This is a genomic window from Catalinimonas alkaloidigena, from assembly GCF_029504655.1.
In the GTDB taxonomy this organism is placed as follows: domain Bacteria; phylum Bacteroidota; class Bacteroidia; order Cytophagales; family Cyclobacteriaceae; genus Catalinimonas; species Catalinimonas alkaloidigena.
Window position 1 is genome coordinate 132,416 of sequence record NZ_JAQFIL010000001.1, and the last position, 17,631, is coordinate 150,046.

At 43.3% G+C, this 17,631-nt stretch carries 17 protein-coding genes; 6 read left to right on the forward strand and 11 right to left on the reverse strand.

The window, feature by feature from the left end; genetic code table 11:
* Window positions 1–52: 52 nt before the first annotated feature.
* From OKW21_RS00580 to OKW21_RS00590, 3 genes are all read right to left on the reverse strand, one after another.
* Complete coding sequence (locus tag OKW21_RS00580; RefSeq protein WP_277476393.1) at window positions 53–1,030, reverse strand: DUF2027 domain-containing protein; 978 nt, start codon at window positions 1,028–1,030, stop codon at window positions 53–55.
* A 67-nt stretch (window positions 1,031–1,097) separates the two neighbouring features.
* A complete protein-coding gene (locus tag OKW21_RS00585; protein WP_277476394.1) occupies window positions 1,098–2,060 on the reverse strand; it encodes a DUF2279 domain-containing protein in 963 nt (320 codons plus the stop codon).
* Window positions 2,061–2,271: 211 nt separating this feature from the next.
* Window positions 2,272–3,585 (reverse strand): cryptochrome/photolyase family protein, encoded by a 1,314-nt coding sequence (locus OKW21_RS00590; protein ID WP_277476395.1) that lies wholly within the window; start codon window positions 3,583–3,585, stop codon window positions 2,272–2,274.
* Window positions 3,586–3,755: 170 nt separating this feature from the next.
* Between OKW21_RS00590 and icd the strand changes: the two genes are divergently transcribed.
* Window positions 3,756–4,976, forward strand: a complete 1,221-nt coding sequence (gene icd, locus OKW21_RS00595; RefSeq protein WP_277476396.1) for an NADP-dependent isocitrate dehydrogenase — start codon at window positions 3,756–3,758, stop codon at window positions 4,974–4,976.
* A 60-nt stretch (window positions 4,977–5,036) separates the two neighbouring features.
* Here the strand turns inward: icd and OKW21_RS00600 are convergent, their stop codons facing one another.
* A complete protein-coding gene (locus tag OKW21_RS00600) occupies window positions 5,037–5,396 on the reverse strand; it encodes a hypothetical protein (RefSeq protein WP_277476397.1) in 360 nt (119 codons plus the stop codon).
* A 293-nt stretch (window positions 5,397–5,689) separates the two neighbouring features.
* Between OKW21_RS00600 and OKW21_RS00605 the strand changes: the two genes are divergently transcribed.
* Window positions 5,690–6,403 (forward strand): tetratricopeptide repeat protein, encoded by a 714-nt coding sequence (locus tag OKW21_RS00605; protein WP_277476398.1) that lies wholly within the window; start codon window positions 5,690–5,692, stop codon window positions 6,401–6,403.
* A 1-nt stretch (window position 6,404) separates the two neighbouring features.
* On the opposite strand, the gene OKW21_RS00610 is transcribed toward OKW21_RS00605, so the two are convergent.
* Both OKW21_RS00610 and OKW21_RS00615 read right to left on the reverse strand, forming a co-directional pair.
* Window positions 6,405–6,566 carry a hypothetical protein gene (locus OKW21_RS00610; protein ID WP_277476399.1) on the reverse strand — a complete coding sequence of 54 codons (162 nt, stop codon included), beginning with the start codon at window positions 6,564–6,566 and terminating at the stop codon, window positions 6,405–6,407.
* A gap of 58 nt (window positions 6,567–6,624) precedes the next feature.
* Window positions 6,625–7,431, reverse strand: coding sequence for a J domain-containing protein (locus tag OKW21_RS00615; protein ID WP_277476400.1), 807 nt, complete (start codon window positions 7,429–7,431; stop codon window positions 6,625–6,627).
* Between the two features lie 119 nt (window positions 7,432–7,550).
* Between OKW21_RS00615 and OKW21_RS00620 the strand changes: the two genes are divergently transcribed.
* On the forward strand, window positions 7,551–8,525 hold the full coding sequence (locus tag OKW21_RS00620) for an L-threonylcarbamoyladenylate synthase (protein WP_277476401.1): 975 nt from the start codon (window positions 7,551–7,553) through the stop codon (window positions 8,523–8,525).
* A gap of 105 nt (window positions 8,526–8,630) precedes the next feature.
* Here OKW21_RS00620 and OKW21_RS00625 read toward each other — a convergent pair whose 3' ends face one another.
* On the reverse strand, window positions 8,631–9,992 hold the full coding sequence (locus OKW21_RS00625; RefSeq protein WP_277476402.1) for a M24 family metallopeptidase: 1,362 nt from the start codon (window positions 9,990–9,992) through the stop codon (window positions 8,631–8,633).
* A gap of 232 nt (window positions 9,993–10,224) precedes the next feature.
* Between OKW21_RS00625 and nqrF the strand changes: the two genes are divergently transcribed.
* From nqrF to OKW21_RS00640, 3 genes are all read left to right on the forward strand, one after another.
* Entirely contained in the window at window positions 10,225–11,496 is a 1,272-nt protein-coding gene (gene nqrF, locus OKW21_RS00630; RefSeq protein WP_277476403.1) for an NADH:ubiquinone reductase (Na(+)-transporting) subunit F, read from the forward strand.
* 128 nt (window positions 11,497–11,624) lie between these two features.
* Window positions 11,625–12,797, forward strand: coding sequence for a formimidoylglutamase (locus tag OKW21_RS00635; RefSeq protein ID WP_277476404.1), 1,173 nt, complete (start codon window positions 11,625–11,627; stop codon window positions 12,795–12,797).
* Between the two features lie 17 nt (window positions 12,798–12,814).
* Complete coding sequence (locus tag OKW21_RS00640; RefSeq protein ID WP_277476405.1) at window positions 12,815–13,063, forward strand: cytochrome b5 domain-containing protein; 249 nt, start codon at window positions 12,815–12,817, stop codon at window positions 13,061–13,063.
* 73 nt (window positions 13,064–13,136) lie between these two features.
* Here OKW21_RS00640 and OKW21_RS00645 read toward each other — a convergent pair whose 3' ends face one another.
* The 4 genes from OKW21_RS00645 to OKW21_RS00660 all read right to left on the reverse strand — a co-directional run bounded on the left by OKW21_RS00645 (window position 13,137) and on the right by OKW21_RS00660 (window position 17,507).
* Complete coding sequence (locus OKW21_RS00645) at window positions 13,137–13,643, reverse strand: RidA family protein (protein WP_338130021.1); 507 nt, start codon at window positions 13,641–13,643, stop codon at window positions 13,137–13,139.
* A gap of 113 nt (window positions 13,644–13,756) precedes the next feature.
* Window positions 13,757–14,908 carry a hypothetical protein gene (locus OKW21_RS00650; protein WP_277476406.1) on the reverse strand — a complete coding sequence of 384 codons (1,152 nt, stop codon included), beginning with the start codon at window positions 14,906–14,908 and terminating at the stop codon, window positions 13,757–13,759.
* A gap of 69 nt (window positions 14,909–14,977) precedes the next feature.
* Complete coding sequence (locus OKW21_RS00655; RefSeq protein WP_277476407.1) at window positions 14,978–16,294, reverse strand: aminotransferase class V-fold PLP-dependent enzyme; 1,317 nt, start codon at window positions 16,292–16,294, stop codon at window positions 14,978–14,980.
* 64 nt (window positions 16,295–16,358) lie between these two features.
* Window positions 16,359–17,507 carry an FAD-dependent oxidoreductase gene (locus tag OKW21_RS00660; RefSeq protein WP_277476408.1) on the reverse strand — a complete coding sequence of 383 codons (1,149 nt, stop codon included), beginning with the start codon at window positions 17,505–17,507 and terminating at the stop codon, window positions 16,359–16,361.
* Between the last annotated feature and the right edge of the window lie 124 nt (window positions 17,508–17,631).

Consider the following 17,631-nt stretch of genomic DNA (forward strand, 5'->3'; position numbering starts at 1 on the left):
TTTACGTACTGTTTGATCAAAAGCGTGATTTATCCACTAACAAAGGATAACGTTATTTGATCCGAACTAGCGTGGCACCGTAGCCAAATTTTTCTTTCATGCTATCTTCAAAGTATTTGATGCCTTCCATTTTAGACAATTTTTTATGAATCTGATTTCTGAGGGTGCCATTCCCTACCCCATGGATAAAAGTGATTTCATCCATACCCGTAGCTATCGCTTTGTCCAGTGCGTCTTCAAAAGTTTTGATTTGCAGCTCCACCATATCGTTATTATTCATGGTATCATAGTTTTTGGTGAGCTTTTCTATGTGCAGGTCTACCTGGCTGGGTGGGCGACTGAAGGTGATACTGTTAGCTACATCCTGCTCCTGAGTGTTGGCATAAATTCTTTCTTTGACCTTATCAGGGTTAATAGGTTTGCCTCCGGCACCACCTTCATCCAGTTGAAATAAGAAAGCTGGCTTGTTGAGCAAGGGAGCCTGACGCTGACTTTTGAAGAAGGTAGAAGCCTTGAACTTCATCTTACGGGTAAGCGGTTCACGCAAACTATAGTAGCCGTTGCGATAAAATAAGCTCTGAATCACCAGGGTAGGCCATTGGTCAAACTCGCTGACCAGTACATCTTTGATCTTTACATAGTTATTGGCATTGACCATTCCGGCCGTAATTCCCTTGAAATTTTCGTTGGCTTCCTCCCCAATCAGATAAGGCATGTCAAATTCCGTAGCATTGACAAAATAAGCACTGAGCTGCTTATCATTGAACTGCACAAAAGCCAGATAAACCCCCTGTCCGGTTTTTACCTTTTTTATTTCTTCCCGGGTAGTAGCAGGTTTTGAAGTTCTGGGGGCTTCCTCCCGCCGGAAATAGTCAGCTTCTTCTTTAGCGATCACTACCACCTCTTCCCGCATCACCGGAATAGGGAAGCCGTCTTCAATTTCTACTTCTATCAATCCTTTATCCAGAAAGCGGGTGATGACGCCTTCTTCGCTGCCGCGCAGCATCCTGACTTTATCTCCTATGTTCATATGATGGGTCTTTAAGGTTGTTAAAACAATATACAAAGGTAAGCGCTAAGGCTGACTTCCTAAAGCTTTAAAAATATAGAGGATAGAAACGGAGGCCTTTGCCTTCTTCGTAACTCAGAGTAGGAGCGGGTAAATGGATAAGATTCACTATATACAGTGCTCCGTTGAGCAACTTGTTGCCAAAAGTGGTAGGAGGCTGGCGAAAATGGCTAAGGTCAAGATCCGGCGCAAGATAATACTGGCGGTAAGCTTGTAAGCCGTATTCCTCGTTTTGCGAAGTTCTGGCATAGACCATATTTTCCGCTCCGTAACCGAGTGTTACGTTAAGCCATTTAGGTATACCTGAGTCAGGAAAAAAACGATAAAGATCAAAAGAGAACCAGTAGGTTTGTCCATTGTAATCTTTCAGGATTTCTTCGTTCCAGCTTTTGCCTAAAGTATTGGGGCGCAGTGAAGGAAAGTCAGTGCGGTGAAAGGAGAACTTAGGCTGTATGCGCACTTCTTTCCAGACTTCATATTGTAGCGGAAGCAAGAGTGCTCCCAGGCTATTGGCAGCTACATCGCTCCAGGAAAAGCCATAAGCTTCAGAAAAACCGTCAAATAATTCTACCGGAAGCAACATCAAACTGCCTGCCAGCGCTCCATACCACTGGCTTTTCCGCTCCGCCAAGCCCACACTTTGAAAAGCATGACTTCCCAAATGACTGAGCTGAAAAGCAGAGTAAAAATGTCCCAGCTTATCTACCTGCTTCCATTGCGGGCTGTCATCAAAAAACTGAAATGACTGGCTTTGCTGATCTCTGTACCAGAGCGAATACAACCCCACATTCGCGGCAGCGTAGCCTATTCCTCCAAAAATCAGATAACGATTGAGTTTTGCCTGATCCACCACCAGGCGCGCGTTTGCAACGCGTGCCGAACCTGCCTGGCGCATATTTGCATCGCGTACCGAATCTTCAAACTGAGGCTGCGCTTCTACCGTTGATAGCAGTAAGGTAAATGCGATGAAAATAAAGAGAAATTTCTTCACAGGGCGCAATTTAGGAAAAGTCCTAAAACTGATGCAGTGGATTTGAATGGAATGCACAAATTTTGATGCTCATTTGCAACCAGTACTCATGTATCTCAGCATCTATGATGTGAATAGCGTTGTAAATGCAAATAAGTACGCTTTGCAAAAGCGCAACAGTTCAAAAGTACCTTACCATAAATGAAGTGAATGGCATGCATGCCCATTTCTCTCAATCCTTCCCCACCGCCTTTTTATATTCTTTCAGTGCCCTTTCTCTGGCTTCTTTATGATCTACCATCGGTTCAGGATAGTCATCGGTATCTACTTCCGGCACCCAGCGCTTAATGTATTCCCGCGCTTTGTCAAACTTATCAGTCTGGCTGTAAGGATTAAAGATTCTGAAATAAGGCTGTGCGTCCACGCCACTACCAGCAGCCCACTGCCAGCCCCCGTTATTGTTAGCCAACTCGTAATCCAAAAGTTTTTCCGCAAAGTAAGCCTCGCCCCAGCGCCAGTCAATGAGCAGGTGCTTGGTCAGGAAACTGGCAGTAACCATCCGCACACGGTTATGCATATAACCAATTTCGTTAAGCTGTCGCATGCCGGCATCTACTAAGGGGTAACCGGTTTTTCCCTCACACCAGCGTTTAAACGCTTCTTCATCGTTTCTCCAATTGATTTTGTCGTACTGCGGTTTGAAAGCTTTGTCTACTACCTGTGGATTATGATGCAGGATTTGCATATAAAACTCCCGCCAGATTAGTTCATTTAGAAAAGTATCGTTGAGTTTTTGGGCTTCATTTACCAACTTCCGGATGCTAATTGTTCCAAAACGAAGATGAATCCCCAGGCGGCTGGTACCTTGCTCAGCGGGAAAATCCCGGGCTTTGTCATATTTTTTAATGACATCTTCGTCAGTATCGCTGCTGGGAATGTCCACAGATGAACGCTTGAAATTCATATCTTCCAGGCTTGGCATGCTATCCTCTTTTTTGGCCTGGTGCCAGTTGTCAAACTTAAGTGCGGAAGAGTGTGGAGAAATCTCGGTCCGTGAGAATTTGTCCAGCCAGGCGCGCTTGTAGGGCGTAAACACCTTATAAAATCCTCCATCATTAGTTTGGATCTCATCTTTCTCAAATATCACCTGGTCTTTGCAGGTGATAAAAAGTATGTCATGCGCAGAGAGTAGCTTATCTAGTGCATCATCCCTTTCTTTCGCGTAAGGCTCATAATCACGGTTAGTATATACATTGGCAATATCATATTCCTTGAGCAACTCTTCATAGACATCCAAAGGTTTACCATATTTTATGAGCAGGGTGCTCCCCTTTTCCTTAAGCCGGTCTCGCATTTCTTTTACTGTATCATAAATAAAAGTGACGCGGGCATCTTCAGGATTTTCCAGATCCTCCAGAATATTCTTATCAAAAATAAAAAGGGGAAGGACTGGCTGTTGGTCCTTCAGGGCATAGTAAAGGGCAGTATTATCTTCAAATCGCAGATCACGGCGAAACCAGAAGATAGTAATCTTAGAAGCACTCATGCTAAATCTCAGTTCATTAAAGCAAACAGTCACTACAACCTGTGTTGGACTCAAAGTGTTTGTTCAGAAAGTATTGTTATATTGGCAATTCTTGGCTAAGACTTCATTAAGCCATTGAAAATTGTTTAATTTGCCCGAAATTTTTTTTAAATACCAAACCTCATCAATCAATGAGTGAACAAAAGATTACAATCAACAACGGTCAACTGAATGTACCTGACCAACCTATAATCCCTTTTATTGAAGGCGATGGCATCGGTGTAGACATCTGGCCTGCTGCTCAGAAAGTATTGGACGCAGCAGTGGAGAAAGCATACAACGGTAGCAAAAGTATTGTCTGGAAAGAGGTGCTTGCCGGAGAAAAAGCGTACAATGATAGTGGAGAATGGATGCCTAAAGCGACATTAGATGCTTTCAGAGAATATCTGGTTGGTATCAAAGGCCCACTGACTACTCCCGTAGGTGGTGGTATCCGCTCCTTGAATGTGGCCCTTCGTCAGGAGCTTGACCTATATGCCTGTGTGCGTCCGGTACGCTGGTACAAAGGAACTCCCTCTCCGGTAAAAGATCCCGGTGCCACTGATATGGTGATCTTCCGTGAGAATACCGAAGATATCTATGCTGGCATAGAATACATGAACGGTACGCCGGAGTGTGATAAAGTGAAGAACTTTTTGATCAATGAAATGGGGGTGAAAAATATTCGTTTCCCTGAAACTACCTCTCTGGGCGTAAAGCCAGTTTCTGTAGAAGGAACGGAGCGCCTGGTGAAAGGTGCTATTGATTATGCGCTTACTCATAAGCTACCTTCAGTTACGCTGGTACATAAAGGTAATATTATGAAGTTTACTGAAGGAGCCTTCAAGCAGTGGGGATACGACCTGGCCAAAAGAGAATATGGCGCGAAAGACTACGAAGGTGGTCCCTGGCAGATCATTGAGCAAGACGGTCACAAGGTGATTATCAAGGATGTGATTGCTGATGCCTTTTTACAGCAAATCCTGTTGCGTCCTGCTGAGTACTCAGTAGTAGCTACATTGAACCTTAACGGTGATTATATCTCTGATGCCCTGGCAGCCATTGTGGGAGGTATCGGTATTGCTCCCGGGGCGAACATTAACTATAATGAAGGCAGTGCAATCTTCGAAGCTACGCATGGTACAGCACCTAAATATGCTGGTCAGGATAAAGTAAACCCTGGTTCAGTAATTCTTTCCGGTGCTATGATGCTTGACTATATGGGCTGGACCGAAGCGGCTGCGCTGATTAGAAAAGGATTGGAAGGCTCTGTTGCCAATAAGAAAGTGACTTATGACTTTGAGCGTCTGATGGAAGGAGCTACTTTGTTGAAGTGCTCTGAATTTGGGGATAGCATCATCAGCTATATGTAGTTACAATAAAAAAGCAGGTGGCCCGGACCACCTGCTCATATAGTAAGTTTTCTGCATTCCTTATTTCGACCAGATTTTTTGTACTTCTGCTACCATTGTTTCCACTAAGGTCTTTTCTAAACCCAACCTATCAGCAATATTCAAACAAAGCTGGTATTCGGTTTCCGCAATTTCTCCGTCAATAATTGACATGAATATGGCGTCGTTTAACTGCTCTTCACGCTCAATCTGATTTAAAGGTACCATATACTGTAACTGATGAGCATCTAAAAGTAGATGGTCAATTTCTTCAGCTTCCAGGCCAAACTCTTCTCCACGCTCTGACAGAAACTCTCGTTCCCTAAAATTCAAGTAGCCGTCAGCAGCGGCTACAGCTATCAGGTTTTTAAAATGCTCTAATTTAATTTTTCTTTCCAGCATAAGGATATTGAATAATGAATAATCAAGTGTACAAGTATAGATAAGTGCCTTTAGATTGCCAATTATGGCTGTTTTGAGGAATGTAATGTCAACTATTTGCCGAAGTATTTTTCATATTTTCAGCAAGTATCTCTTATTATGTTACGCTAAAAAGTTGCAAGCACTTACTGAAAGTAAAGCATATATTCGCTGGCTTTCAGGCTGAAGTTTGGCAAAAAGCTATGTTTAGGCCATTTCGGAGGCGAACAAGCTTGCTTATTCACTGAATTATTACCATATCCACTACATATACAATGAAAATAATTTTCTCACCTCTGCTGCTTTTTCTCATATTCGTTTCTGGGGCCTGCTCAAGCAACACTGAAGCTATATTGCTTAGGGGAAACGCACTGTTAGAAGATAAACAATATGCCCAAGCTATTGCCCGGCTGGATAGTGTAATTGAGCAACAACCCATGTGGAGTAGCGCTTATCATATGCGAGCTGTCGCATATTTTGAACAGCAATCATATGAGCAGGCTGTTGCGGATTTCAGTCGTGCCATAGATTTAGATAGCACTACATACAAGCGCTATTATTACCGTGCTAATGCATATCAGGAGTTGGGAGAGTACCAAAACGCTCTGGATGATTATGATACGGCCATTCGTAAAAATCGCGGGTTTAAAGATGCATATGTCAACCGTGGAGTAGTATTTTATATGCTGCAGGAATATCAGCAAGCTGCGCAAGATTTTGAGTATGCTTACCAGCTAGACAGTAGTGATACGGAGATATTGCTCAACCTAACTAAATCATATATCGCTTTACAAGCGTGGGGTGCTGCATTGCACAACTTGGAGCTACTCTCAGGCATGAGAGCGGAAAATGCAGAAGTTTTTTACCTTCTGGGAATAGCTTATTTGCAAAGGCAGCAGCAGGAAAAAGGCTGTATGGCATGGCAAAAAGCTGCAAGCCTGGGCTATAGCCAGGCAGGAAAAGCTTTGGAAGCTTACTGTAGCGAATGAACTATCGGGCCCCTAGTACCAATCCGTAAGCGATCACCATAAGCCAGAATTTGTATTGCATCAGGCCGGGAATAATTACGATACCAAATTGCATCAATACCGCGAGAAGAGCGAGAATTACAGAGGTCAATAAAATGAGGTTACGTGACTTTTTGGTTGCCATATGCTGAAGTATTTCTATGAATTATGAGTTTATTTTATCATTGACAAAAGCCTTGCCATCATTGGGCAGTAAAGAATACCAGCATCTGAATCACAAAAAGCATGAATAATATGACGATGAGGCCAATTTTGTTGTCTGAGGTATTTGGCCAACGAAAATAGAGTACACTCAAAAGTATAACTGCTGGAATTAGAAAAAAGAAAAAATTATACACACTAAAGATAGGCTGCAGTTCTATGGGTCGGGAGTTCAATATAATATTAGCACTGATAATTGTACCAAAAATAGGGGTGGCAGAGATAGTGGCATTAGGACTTACCTCCTTCCATTCATCGGTTACTTCCCTGTCAACCAGCATGGCGTGGTTTTCAAAATGAATTACACTGTGTTTATAAATCAGGTTCTGTCCGTATTGGTTAGCGCTTTCGTAAGAGCGGGTTACCCGGATCACTTTTTCCGCCTCTTGAACAGTAGGCAGAAGGTAATCTACCAAAAAAAGTATATTGACAAATAAGCATATACTCACCAGGTAATCCGCATACTTATAGAGTAAAGATAAGGTGCGTGATTTCTCTTCGGCAGCCTGCCTTTGCTTTTCTTTGGCATATGCTCTGGCTTTTCTTCTACGTTCCGCATACTCACGCGCATGAGCATCGTAAGCATAATTTATATGTTCTGCATTGGGCTTGGCACCAACTGCCAGAAGAAAGTTATAGGCTTCAGTAATTTCTACAAACTTGCGCTGTGCATCCGGATCTTGGTTAACATCAGGATGATAAAGTTTGGCAAGTCTACGATACGCTCTCTTGATATCAGCTTCCGTAACGCCCGGCTGCAGCCCCAGAGTGTCCAGGTATTGATTCATTATTGCAAATCTATCAATTACTTAACACATATGGCAGAATTCTTATTTTGCGTGAAGTGCTCATTGTAGATTGCTAAATTTAGAATTATTAACGTAAATTGGGAGTTATATTTCCTCAAATGGCGCAAACAGGTAAAGATATAGTACAAGCCATACACTACCTTCAAAATGATGGGCTGGTGGCTATCCCCACAGAGACAGTATATGGGCTGGCTGCGAACGCATTCAGTGCTAATGCGGTAAGTAAAATTTTTGCTGCCAAAAACCGCCCATCGTTTAACCCTCTGATTACCCATACCCATGATATTGAGCGGGTAGAAAAATATGTAAAGCAGATACCGGATATGGCTTTTCAGTTAGCCCGTGCTTTCTGGCCCGGCCCTCTCACCTTATTGCTTCCTAAAAAAGATATTATTCCCGACTTAGTTACCGCAGGCTCAGAATATGTGGCAGTCAGAATTCCCAATCATTCATTAACATTAGACTTACTAGAAAAGCTGGAGTTTCCCCTTGCTGCTCCCAGTGCCAATCCCTTCGGTTATATCAGTCCCACCCGTCCTTCTCATGTAGAGGAGCAATTAGGTGATAAGATAGATTATATTTTGGATGGGGGCGAATGTTCAGTAGGTATAGAGTCTACCATTGTGGGTTTTGAAGAGGGGCAGCTCGTAATCTACCGCTTGGGAGGTACGAGTCAGGAAACTATTGAAGGAATAGTGGGAAAGCCTAATGTGAGAATCAGTAAAAAAGTAGAAAGTAACCTAAACCCCAAGGCCCCGGGCATGCTCAAAAGTCATTATGCACCAGGCAAAAAAGTTATCCTCGGAAACCTAAGTGATTTGCTGAGTAAATATGGTAAAGAAGATGTTGCCCTGATTTCCCTTAAGGACTACTACCCCCAGGTCCCTAATGAACGGCAGGTAGCACTATCTGTAGTGGGTGACCTGAACGAGGCGGCCCAGGGGCTTTTTTCTGCCTTAAGGGAACTAGACAAACTTCCTGTAAAATACATACTGGCTGAATTTATGCCAGAATACGGCCTCGGCAAAGCCATTAACGACCGTCTGCAAAGAGCCTCCGCTGAAAAAGAATAGGCAGGATTCAGGTGGTTGAGGTTTTTTATGAAAGCATAATGAAACCAAGTGTATAAACCAATACTAACTATAAGAGCACCATAACACTTAGAACTATTACTTTTTCTACTGCATATTTAAGGACTGCCTGGGAATCAGCATCATTTCCCTTTGTCTACCATCAATGTAGTGCACCTTCCCATCTTTAAAGACAGCCGTTTCTTCCAGCATCATACGGATTTCTTTGTTGTTCCACTCGGGAATCTTTACTCTGGTATTAAGCTCAATCGCATAACAGGTGTTATTGTAAATTTTATGCTCCCCTGAAGGTACACCCTCCTGATTGTCCCACATTCCTACTGCAGGTCCGGCCGCGTGTCCATGATAACCTATAGGGTGACTGTAAATGCTGGGCACCAAACCTTCGTCTATCGCTTGTTGACGTGTTAAGCGCAGGGCCTCATTACCGGTACGGCCTTCCTCGAAATGAGAGGTAAGGATATCCTGCAGCCGGTTTCCTTTTTCCAGGGCTTTTACCAGTCCCTGAGGAGGGGCGGTTTCTCCGGGCTTGAGCACATAAGCATTTTGCTGCATATCAGTATTCAGGCGCAGATAGGTAATCCCAAAATCAATATGTATCATGTCACCAGGCATGATCACTCCTTCGTTGGGAGTTGTCTGGGCAGCAAAAGAACGGCTGGCCTCATCAGTTTCCGGGTCGGCTCTGATGATGTCTACCGAAGGGTGAAACCAGGCTTGAAGTTTTAGACCGGCAATGCGTTCTCTGTACCACCATTTTACATCTTCATTGGTAGTTACTCCCGGTTGAATAACTTTTTCCGAAAGCCCTTCGGCAATGATAGTATGGGCAATGCGGCAAACCTGCTCATAAATAGCCAGTTCGGTATTGGTACGGGTTTCCAGCCAGCGTACCGCCAAAGTCTCGGCAGAAATCACACGGTTTTGAAATTTTTTGGATAAGCTGTTCAGGAAAGCCTGATGTTCTGTACTGGTCAGCCCATCGGCGTGATTGAAGGTTTCAGAAATATTAATACCAATTTTTTCAGGATTTTTTTCGGCAATAACCGCTGCCAGTCGCTTCCACTGGTCTGGTTCCTCCTCGGGCTTCCATGCGCTGGCAAAGATATTTCCCACATTATAGCGTGCGATAGCTTGCCCCTCTACAGAATCACTCCCCGGTTCATGATAAATAGCCAGAATAGTACGGCGACGGGCTGACAGCCAGGTGGAGGGTAGCATGGTTCTGATGATCGGATCTTCATTGTATTCGCGGGCTATGACAAGCCACATGTCAATCCCTTCCTCTTCCATGATTTTGGGAAGCAGCCTGTGAAAGCGCTCCTCCAGCACCTGGTCCATCGTAGTAGCCCTGTCCTTCAGTGGAAGGATGTGCGGCATGATAGCGGGCTGAGCATAGCTTGCATATATGACCAAACAAGCGAGAAAGCTTAAGGGAAATCTGCGCATAATGTAGGTGGGTTTGTTAGGGCAAATGGCAAATATAGGCTTTAGAATGAATTTAGGGTAATGGAAATAGTAAGATAATTTGATTAGTATTACCAACTTTTTTGCATTTGCATGCGTTATGAGGATGATTTTGTACAGCATAGAATTTGAGTACATATATTCATCGTAATCCCAATTTATTAAATATATTTGCAGTCCAACTTTTAATGTATAAATCTAACACGCTAGTCAAATGACGCAGGTTGTTGTAACATCTATTATTGCTTTTACACTGATCATCCTGCTGTTGGTAATGTTGCTACTGTATGCCCAATCCAAACTGGTGCAGCAGGGCGATGTAAAGATCATTGTCAACGGAGATGAAAAAAACCCTATTGTCACCCAAGCAGGTAGTACCTTACTATCTACACTTTCCGGTGAGAAAATATTTTTACCATCAGCCTGTGGCGGCGGTGGTACTTGTGCCATGTGCAAATGTGCTATTGATGAAGGGGGAGGAGATGTACTTCCCACTGAAGTAGGTCATTTGAGCCGTAAAGAACAACAGGAGAATGTGCGTCTTTCTTGTCAGGTTAAGGTCAAGAACGATATGCGTATTCGTATTCCTGAAGAGATCTTTGGTATCAAAAAGTGGGAGTGCGAAGTGGTCTCCAATTACAACGTATCTACCTTTATCAAAGAGTTTGTGGTAAAGCTACCTGAAGGCGAAACACTGGATTTTGAGTCAGGAGGATATATTCAAATTGACGTTCCTGAGATTGAGGTGGATTATAAAACTATGGATATCACACCTAAGCCGGAGCTTGAGCACCCCGAGGATGTATATCAGAGCGACTGGGATAAATTTAAGCTATGGGATCTGAAGATGAAGAACCCTGAGCCTATCTTCCGTGCTTATTCTATGGCTAATCACCCTGCCGAAGGTAATATCATTATGTTGACGATTCGTATCGCGACGCCGCCTTGGGACAGAGCCGCAGGCAAGTGGATGGATGTCAATCCTGGTATCTGCTCTTCTTATGTATTCTCCAGAAAGCCAGGAGATAAAGTTACAATTTCCGGGCCTTATGGTGAGTTCTTTATCAACCCTACCGACCGTGAGATGGTCTACATAGGTGGTGGTGCAGGTATGGCTCCTTTGAGATCACATATTTTCCATCTCTTCCATACGGAGAAAACTGATCGTAAAGTGTCTTACTGGTATGGTGGACGTTCAAAGCGTGAGCTGTTCTATACTAACCACTTCCGTAAGATTGAAGAAGAGTTTCCAAATTTCACTTATAATATTGCGCTTTCTGAGCCGCTTCCTGAAGATAACTGGAAAGGGTACACCGGGTTTATCCACCAGGCTTTGTATGATAACTATCTGAAAGATCATCCTGAGCCGGACGAAGTAGAGTTTTATCTCTGTGGTCCTCCTTTGATGAATGCTGCCGTTCTCAAAATGCTGGATGACATGGGAGTACCACCTGAAAATGTCAGGTTTGACGATTTCGGTGGTTAATAAAAATCCGATCAAATAGTACAAGGAGTGAGAGATCACTCCTTTTTTTGTGTCTTAAGCTTACATGAAAGACTTCATTTCCAGCGCAGCAATTTGTAATTTGCCCCACTTAATGATTTGATTTTGCTATGAACCTAAGTATTTTCTTTCAGCCTGTTGAAGCAGATGTGTACAGAGAAGTTAGTGCTGCCAATAGCTTTTTTCGTGCTATTCAAGTTTATACGGATACATTTCCTAACTATGAAGAAGCGGATATAGCCATCGTCGGACTATCAGAAAATAGAGGAAATCATGAGAACGGAGGAGCAGAGCGGGCAGCCAATAGTGTAAGACAGGTCTTATATCACCTTAAGAAAGGTAGCGGAGCGTACAAAGTTGTGGATTTGGGAAATCTCAACAGTGGACATAGTCTGGAAGAGACCTATTTGAGGATCAAAGAAGTGTGTGAAACACTGATAAATCATAATACTTTTCCAATACTAATAGGCGGGACACATGATCTAGATTATGGTCAGTACCAGGCCTACGAAAGTATGGAAAAGCTGATCAATGTACTGAGTGTAGATGCCTTTATAGATATTGACCCTAACAATACTGAGGGGGTTGAAGGAAATGAACATAGAAACCACCTGCACAAGACCTTGGTGCATGATCCTAACTATTTGCTGAACTACAGCCATATTGCTTACCAAAGCTACCTGGTGGATAATTCAGTGCCAATACTGCTAGATAAATTTTATTTTGATACTTATCGCTTGGGATTAGTCAACCAAAACCTCAATGCAATGGAGCCGGTTATACGTGCAGCGGATATGCTGAGCTTTGATATTACTGCTATCAGAATGGATGATGCGCCGGGCAACCGCCATGCACAGGCTTTTGGACTTAGCGGGCAGGAGGCCTGCCAACTTTGTTGGTATGCCGGGCACAGCGAAAAGCTGACCTCGGCTGGTTTTTATGAATATAATCCTGATTGGGATAATGAGCGTAAAAAGACAGCTTCAGTAATAGCTACGATGGTCTGGTATATAATAGAAGGTTACTATCATCGTACTTACGAAAGTAATTTTGAAAGCAATGACTTCATCAAATACATTGTTCCCATGCCTTCCAAACCCTCGGTACTGACTTTTTACAAAGCCAAAAAAAGTGAGAAATGGTGGATGGAAGTGCCCAACCCACAGGTAGAAGCGGTAAAGGAACGGCAAAGTATCGTGCCCTGTGATCCTTCAGACTACGAAATGGCTACCAAAGGCGAACTCCCTGACCGCTGGATACAAAACCACGCTAAGTACCTTTAAGGGACAATCAATATTATATGGCAGCAATGCTAAAAGAATATAGCCACTCACAATTATCACTACGCAACGGACAGGACAAGGAAGAAATCTGGATCGCTTATCAGGGAATAATTTATGATGTAAGTGCTTCCCGCCTCTGGTACAAGGGCAAACATTACGAACACTGGGCCGGGCAAGACCTTACTCACGAACTGCCTGATGCGCCCCATACTGATAAGGTTTTTGCAAAATTTAGTGTGGTGGGAAAGTTAAAGGTTTCAGGTTGATGATTCAAACCTTCAACTTTTAACCTGTAACCTTAAACTAGAGCTAGATCCAGAAACAAGTTCCGGGTAGAACTTATTCAACAGCAATCATGGAAATTTCCAGATGCGCGCCTTTGGGTAAAGAAGCTACGCCTACCGTCACCCGTGAAGGTGCCATATTATCAAAATAGCTGCCATAGATTTCATTTACCTTGCCAAAGTCGTTCAGGTCAGTCATGTAAATGGTAGTGTGGACAACATTGTTCATGTCCATACCTCCTTCATTTAGTATCGCCTTTAGGTTATTCATTACCTGCGTAGCCTCCTCTTCTATGCTGGAAGTAATCATCTCACCACTTTCAGGCTTGATAGCAATTTGGCCGGCAAGGTAGAGCGTATTACCCGCCATGATCGCCTGATTATAAGGTCCTACCGGATTGGGAGCCTTATCCGTTTTGATAATCTGCTTGGAAGTAGCTTCGTCCATTTCTGTTGCTGCTTCAGTTTTGGCTCCTTCGTTTGTAGTAGGGTTACTTTGACTATTGCAGGATACAAGAAATACTGTGAAAGTAAATGTTAGGTAGTAAAGTGATTTAAACATGGTTTAGGTTTAGTTAAAATAGCATTATGGTGCAATGATGCTATTGTATGATCGCTAAGCTATCACAGCGCTCCGCGGGGGCTATAACATCAAGAACAATAATACTATATGGTTTAGATATTCTGATAATACTGGCTTAGCTGATCTGTCAACTGACTATAAATAGGTTTAGTAAATTCCACAAAAAGGTCTTGAGGCAGCGGAGGGGTCATTTCTAGGCTATTGCATACTTTGGTCTGCTCTTCGCTCAGTGCCCTTTCATCACCTTTAAAAGTTCCCCATTCAGCGAACCACAAGAACTCGCCTGGCATCTCATCTCGATAAATTCGGGTCTTATTGAAACCATTATTAACAGTCATGCTCAGAATGCCTCCTGAGAGCACTTCTAATCTTCGTGTGATTAACTTTGCTGATACTGTACCTAAAACCGGCTTCTTGGTACCATCTTCCAACTCTACTACACCCACTTCTACGCTATCTCGGGTAATGGTTTCCTCTTTCTGAAAAGCTTTACTCTGCCCGACAGAAAAGTCTTCAAACCGCAGCTTAAGCACCTGATCTGGAACCGTAATACCTGCTCTTTTGGCATCTTTCTCAGTATAAAAAGCCAGAAACTGATTACGGCTCATTAGTGTTCTTAAATGTTTATCTACCTGATCATAAAAGAAATCGGCACTTACCTTGAAGTATCGGGAGGGTACAGGTACTGCCTCTACCACTACTATCAGTGTAGCGGCTTCTTTTGCCATTTTCAGTTTACGGTCTACATCTTTGTAGCTGGGCTGAAAATCATTGGCATTCAAAAAATAATAGTAAGCCTCTTTAGCATCTTCTCTGCTACCTCTCTTAAGTGCCTTTTCGCCCTCAGCATATTGTTCTCCCGCGGCTTTTTCCTTTACCTGGGCGTATTGCTTATAATACTCCTGAGGATTACGAATAATTTGCCTTGCCTTAGGCGAAGCGTTAATGGCTTCATACATATTGTTTAGCGCCTGATAAGCGTCAGCGATATTGGTCCAGGGCATATGTACCGCATTACTTTTGGCCTTTTTAATCTCGTTCAAAAAATTCTGCGTAGCCAGTGGATAGGCCTTAAGCAATGCCCTCTGAGATTTTTTGTTATTGGGGTTTTTCTGCAATTTATCTACTGCTGCCATCACTGACTGATAATACGCTCCTTGTTCCAGTAGCTTTTTGCTTGAATTACAGGATGCCAGTACTGTAAATGCAAATAAAATGATGTATATATAACGAAGCTTTAGCATGATACGGAGATATTGTTGTACCTAAATGCCATGCTAAAAGTGCGCCAAAACGCCTGTAGCTGTACCAAATCAATTCATTTTCATGGATTGTTTGGACTGTTCATCAGCAAAAGTAAGTAAAGCCTTTTCCAGTCTGTCAAGATCACTGAGCTTGGTATATACATGAGGAGTGATGCGAACCCCATTAATTGCTTCCCATTTTACGGGTGTAGCATGTATTTTGTACTCCTTGAATAGTCTGTTATTGACATCACCGGCTTCCATCCCTTCTATACCCACATTACAAAGCGCACAAGAGAATTCTGCTGATAAAGGTGTGTTTATTCTGACCTGAGGATGATTTTTCACTTTATCAGCCCAATAACGCTTGAGGTAGTGCAAGCGTGCTCTTTTGCGTTCAGCGCCTATGGCATTATGGAAATCAATCGCCTGTCCTATTGCCTGTTCAGGAGCAAAGGAGCGGGTCCCCAAGCTTTCAAATTTACGAATATCATCACGTTCAGGCTCATGATCTGGGATAAGTGGCCATAAGTCCGCTATGTTTTCTTTTTTTACATGGATCATTCCGGTGCCGAAAGGCGCACACAGCCACTTATGCAAACTAGTTCCGAAGTAGTCACAATCCATAGCCGTGAGGTCAGAGTCTATGTGGGCGAAGGCATGTGCTCCGTCTACAATGGTTTTGATTCCTCGTTTTTTCATCTCCGCGCAAATTTTTCCGGCAGGTACGATCTGCCCCGACCAGTTGATAAGCTGGGTGATATGTGCGACTTTAGTTTTTGGCGTAAGGCCGTCCAGATAGCGCTGCACAATGGCATCTTCATCTTCCATCGCTAAATCCAGCGTAATCCAGTTGAGCTTGATGCCTGTACGCTTGGCGCGTGTTTTCCAGGCATTGAACATATTAGGATAATCGTACTTGCAAAGCAGCACTTCATCCCCTTTTTGTAAATCCATGCCGAAGATGATAGTATCCAGGGCTTCCGTAGCATTGCGGTTGATGGCTACCTCTTCAGGAGAGCAGTGAGCTACATCAGCCAGTTTCATGCGCAGTGACTCTCTACCCTGATCTAATATGCGCCACATATAGTAAGAGGGAGCTTCATTAGAATAATGATAGTAGCGATCTACGGCATCCTGCACAATTTTAGGCTGCGGACTTACACCACCATTGTTAAGATTGATAATGTTAGGAGATACTGTATATGCCTGCTGGATACGATGCCACAGCTCTTCATCCTGGGCAGCATCTTCAGGACTGAGTCGGTTCAAATGTACTAATGCGTCTTTGACATCTTCGGCCAGCACTTTGGTCATGAAAGGGCTTAGAGATAAGGCTCCGGATGCTCCGGCCAGTTTTTTGAGAAAGCTTCGTCTTAAGGTCATGATAGAGAGTTTAGAGTTTTAGCCGTTCAGAGTTCGCAGTTTACGTTTTTCAAACCCTGAACTGTTAAGTATACATCTGATCGGCTACATTTTTGATAGCCATCACCATCTTTTCGGTATCTTCTTTACTGGGAGTAGTATTCCAGCTACCCATATTATGCGTACCACCCACGATCATCCCATCTTTGCGATTGATAGTGTAAGCACCACGGGTATTGATGCGGTAGTCTACGTAATTTTGTGGAATCAAAAAAGCCAGTTGGCCGGATATGGGTGTCAGGCATTCATCATTGGTAATTTGCTTGGCACCGATACCGGTACAGTTAACCACACACTTTTCAGCCAGGGCATCAAAATCTTCCAGTGACTTAAATTCCTGAATTTTTACTTTTCCTCCAAATCTCAGGAAGTCATCAGTATAAAGTTTCAGGAGTGAAGGGATATTAAACACCATAGAGGTGCTGCGATATACATAGTCTGCTTTAAAAGGATGCTCGTCTTTCTTGAGCGCTACTGTCTGAGGTAGCACATTCATAAAGGCATATTTTTCATCACTTTCGTCCACGTCATGATCCTGCTCCAGGCGAGGTTCATTACGGACAGAGTAGCTGTCTGTCCAGACTACATAATCTCCCAGGCCGAGTAAGTTCTGATAAGTACGGAAAGAGGTAGTATGTGCACGTTTGAATTTCTCAAAAAACTCAGGGCTAATATTTTCTTTGTCAATCAGGCGGTGGGAGGGCGACCAGGTGCCGGTAGCTTTGCTGGAAGTAATGTTGGGCGCCATCTCTTTGGTATAGATGGTAACATCGTAACCTCTGAACTGAAGCATACGGGCAGTAGTGAGACCTATGACTCCACAACCTACTACCGCGACTTTCTTTTCTCCACTACTAATCACCAGGTCGGCAGCGAGCTCAGCTGAGCCCCAGGAAAGCGACCAGCCGCTACCGCCATGACCATAGTTATGTACCAAAGTTTTGCTGCCTAGCTCTTCCTTTTCTATCCTTGGTCCCAGGGTTCGGTACGGACGCAAACCAACGGTCTCCTTAATAACACGATCCATAGAGATGCGCAGTTTGGGCAGGTAACGGGATGAATGTAAAATGTTGACCTGTTTTTTAGCAATGCGCATGGCGCTTGGTGTGCAGGCCGCAGCACTGGCAGCAAGAGTAAGCACTCCAGTGTTTTTCAGAAACAGGCGTCGGTTCATGAGGAAGATGATTTAGATTTGATATATAATTTTGCAAATCTATTAAATATCAAAATAAATATTAAGATAAATTGTAAAAAAATAGTTTAATATTTTATAATATCGTGGTTTTTCCCTGGTCTGG

What these genes read in the sequence shown, in the direction of transcription:
- OKW21_RS00580 (WP_277476393.1), bottom strand. Translation starts at nt 1,030, where the DNA reads ATGAACATAGGAGATAAAGTCAGGATGCTGCGCGGCAGCGAAGAAGGC.
- OKW21_RS00590 (WP_277476395.1), bottom strand. Translation starts at nt 3,585, where the DNA reads ATGAGTGCTTCTAAGATTACTATCTTCTGGTTTCGCCGTGATCTGCGA.
- icd (WP_277476396.1), top strand. Translation starts at nt 3,756, where the DNA reads ATGAGTGAACAAAAGATTACAATCAACAACGGTCAACTGAATGTACCT.
- OKW21_RS00600 (WP_277476397.1), bottom strand. Translation starts at nt 5,396, where the DNA reads ATGCTGGAAAGAAAAATTAAATTAGAGCATTTTAAAAACCTGATAGCT.
- OKW21_RS00605 (WP_277476398.1), top strand. Translation starts at nt 5,690, where the DNA reads ATGAAAATAATTTTCTCACCTCTGCTGCTTTTTCTCATATTCGTTTCT.
- OKW21_RS00610 (WP_277476399.1), bottom strand. Translation starts at nt 6,566, where the DNA reads ATGGCAACCAAAAAGTCACGTAACCTCATTTTATTGACCTCTGTAATT.
- OKW21_RS00615 (WP_277476400.1), bottom strand. Translation starts at nt 7,431, where the DNA reads ATGAATCAATACCTGGACACTCTGGGGCTGCAGCCGGGCGTTACGGAA.
- OKW21_RS00620 (WP_277476401.1), top strand. Translation starts at nt 7,551, where the DNA reads ATGGCGCAAACAGGTAAAGATATAGTACAAGCCATACACTACCTTCAA.
- OKW21_RS00625 (WP_277476402.1), bottom strand. Translation starts at nt 9,992, where the DNA reads ATGCGCAGATTTCCCTTAAGCTTTCTCGCTTGTTTGGTCATATATGCA.
- nqrF (WP_277476403.1), top strand. Translation starts at nt 10,225, where the DNA reads ATGACGCAGGTTGTTGTAACATCTATTATTGCTTTTACACTGATCATC.
- OKW21_RS00635 (WP_277476404.1), top strand. Translation starts at nt 11,625, where the DNA reads ATGAACCTAAGTATTTTCTTTCAGCCTGTTGAAGCAGATGTGTACAGA.
- OKW21_RS00640 (WP_277476405.1), top strand. Translation starts at nt 12,815, where the DNA reads ATGGCAGCAATGCTAAAAGAATATAGCCACTCACAATTATCACTACGC.
- OKW21_RS00645 (WP_338130021.1), bottom strand. Translation starts at nt 13,643, where the DNA reads ATGTTTAAATCACTTTACTACCTAACATTTACTTTCACAGTATTTCTT.
- OKW21_RS00650 (WP_277476406.1), bottom strand. Translation starts at nt 14,908, where the DNA reads ATGCTAAAGCTTCGTTATATATACATCATTTTATTTGCATTTACAGTA.
- OKW21_RS00655 (WP_277476407.1), bottom strand. Translation starts at nt 16,294, where the DNA reads ATGACCTTAAGACGAAGCTTTCTCAAAAAACTGGCCGGAGCATCCGGA.
- OKW21_RS00660 (WP_277476408.1), bottom strand. Translation starts at nt 17,507, where the DNA reads ATGAACCGACGCCTGTTTCTGAAAAACACTGGAGTGCTTACTCTTGCT.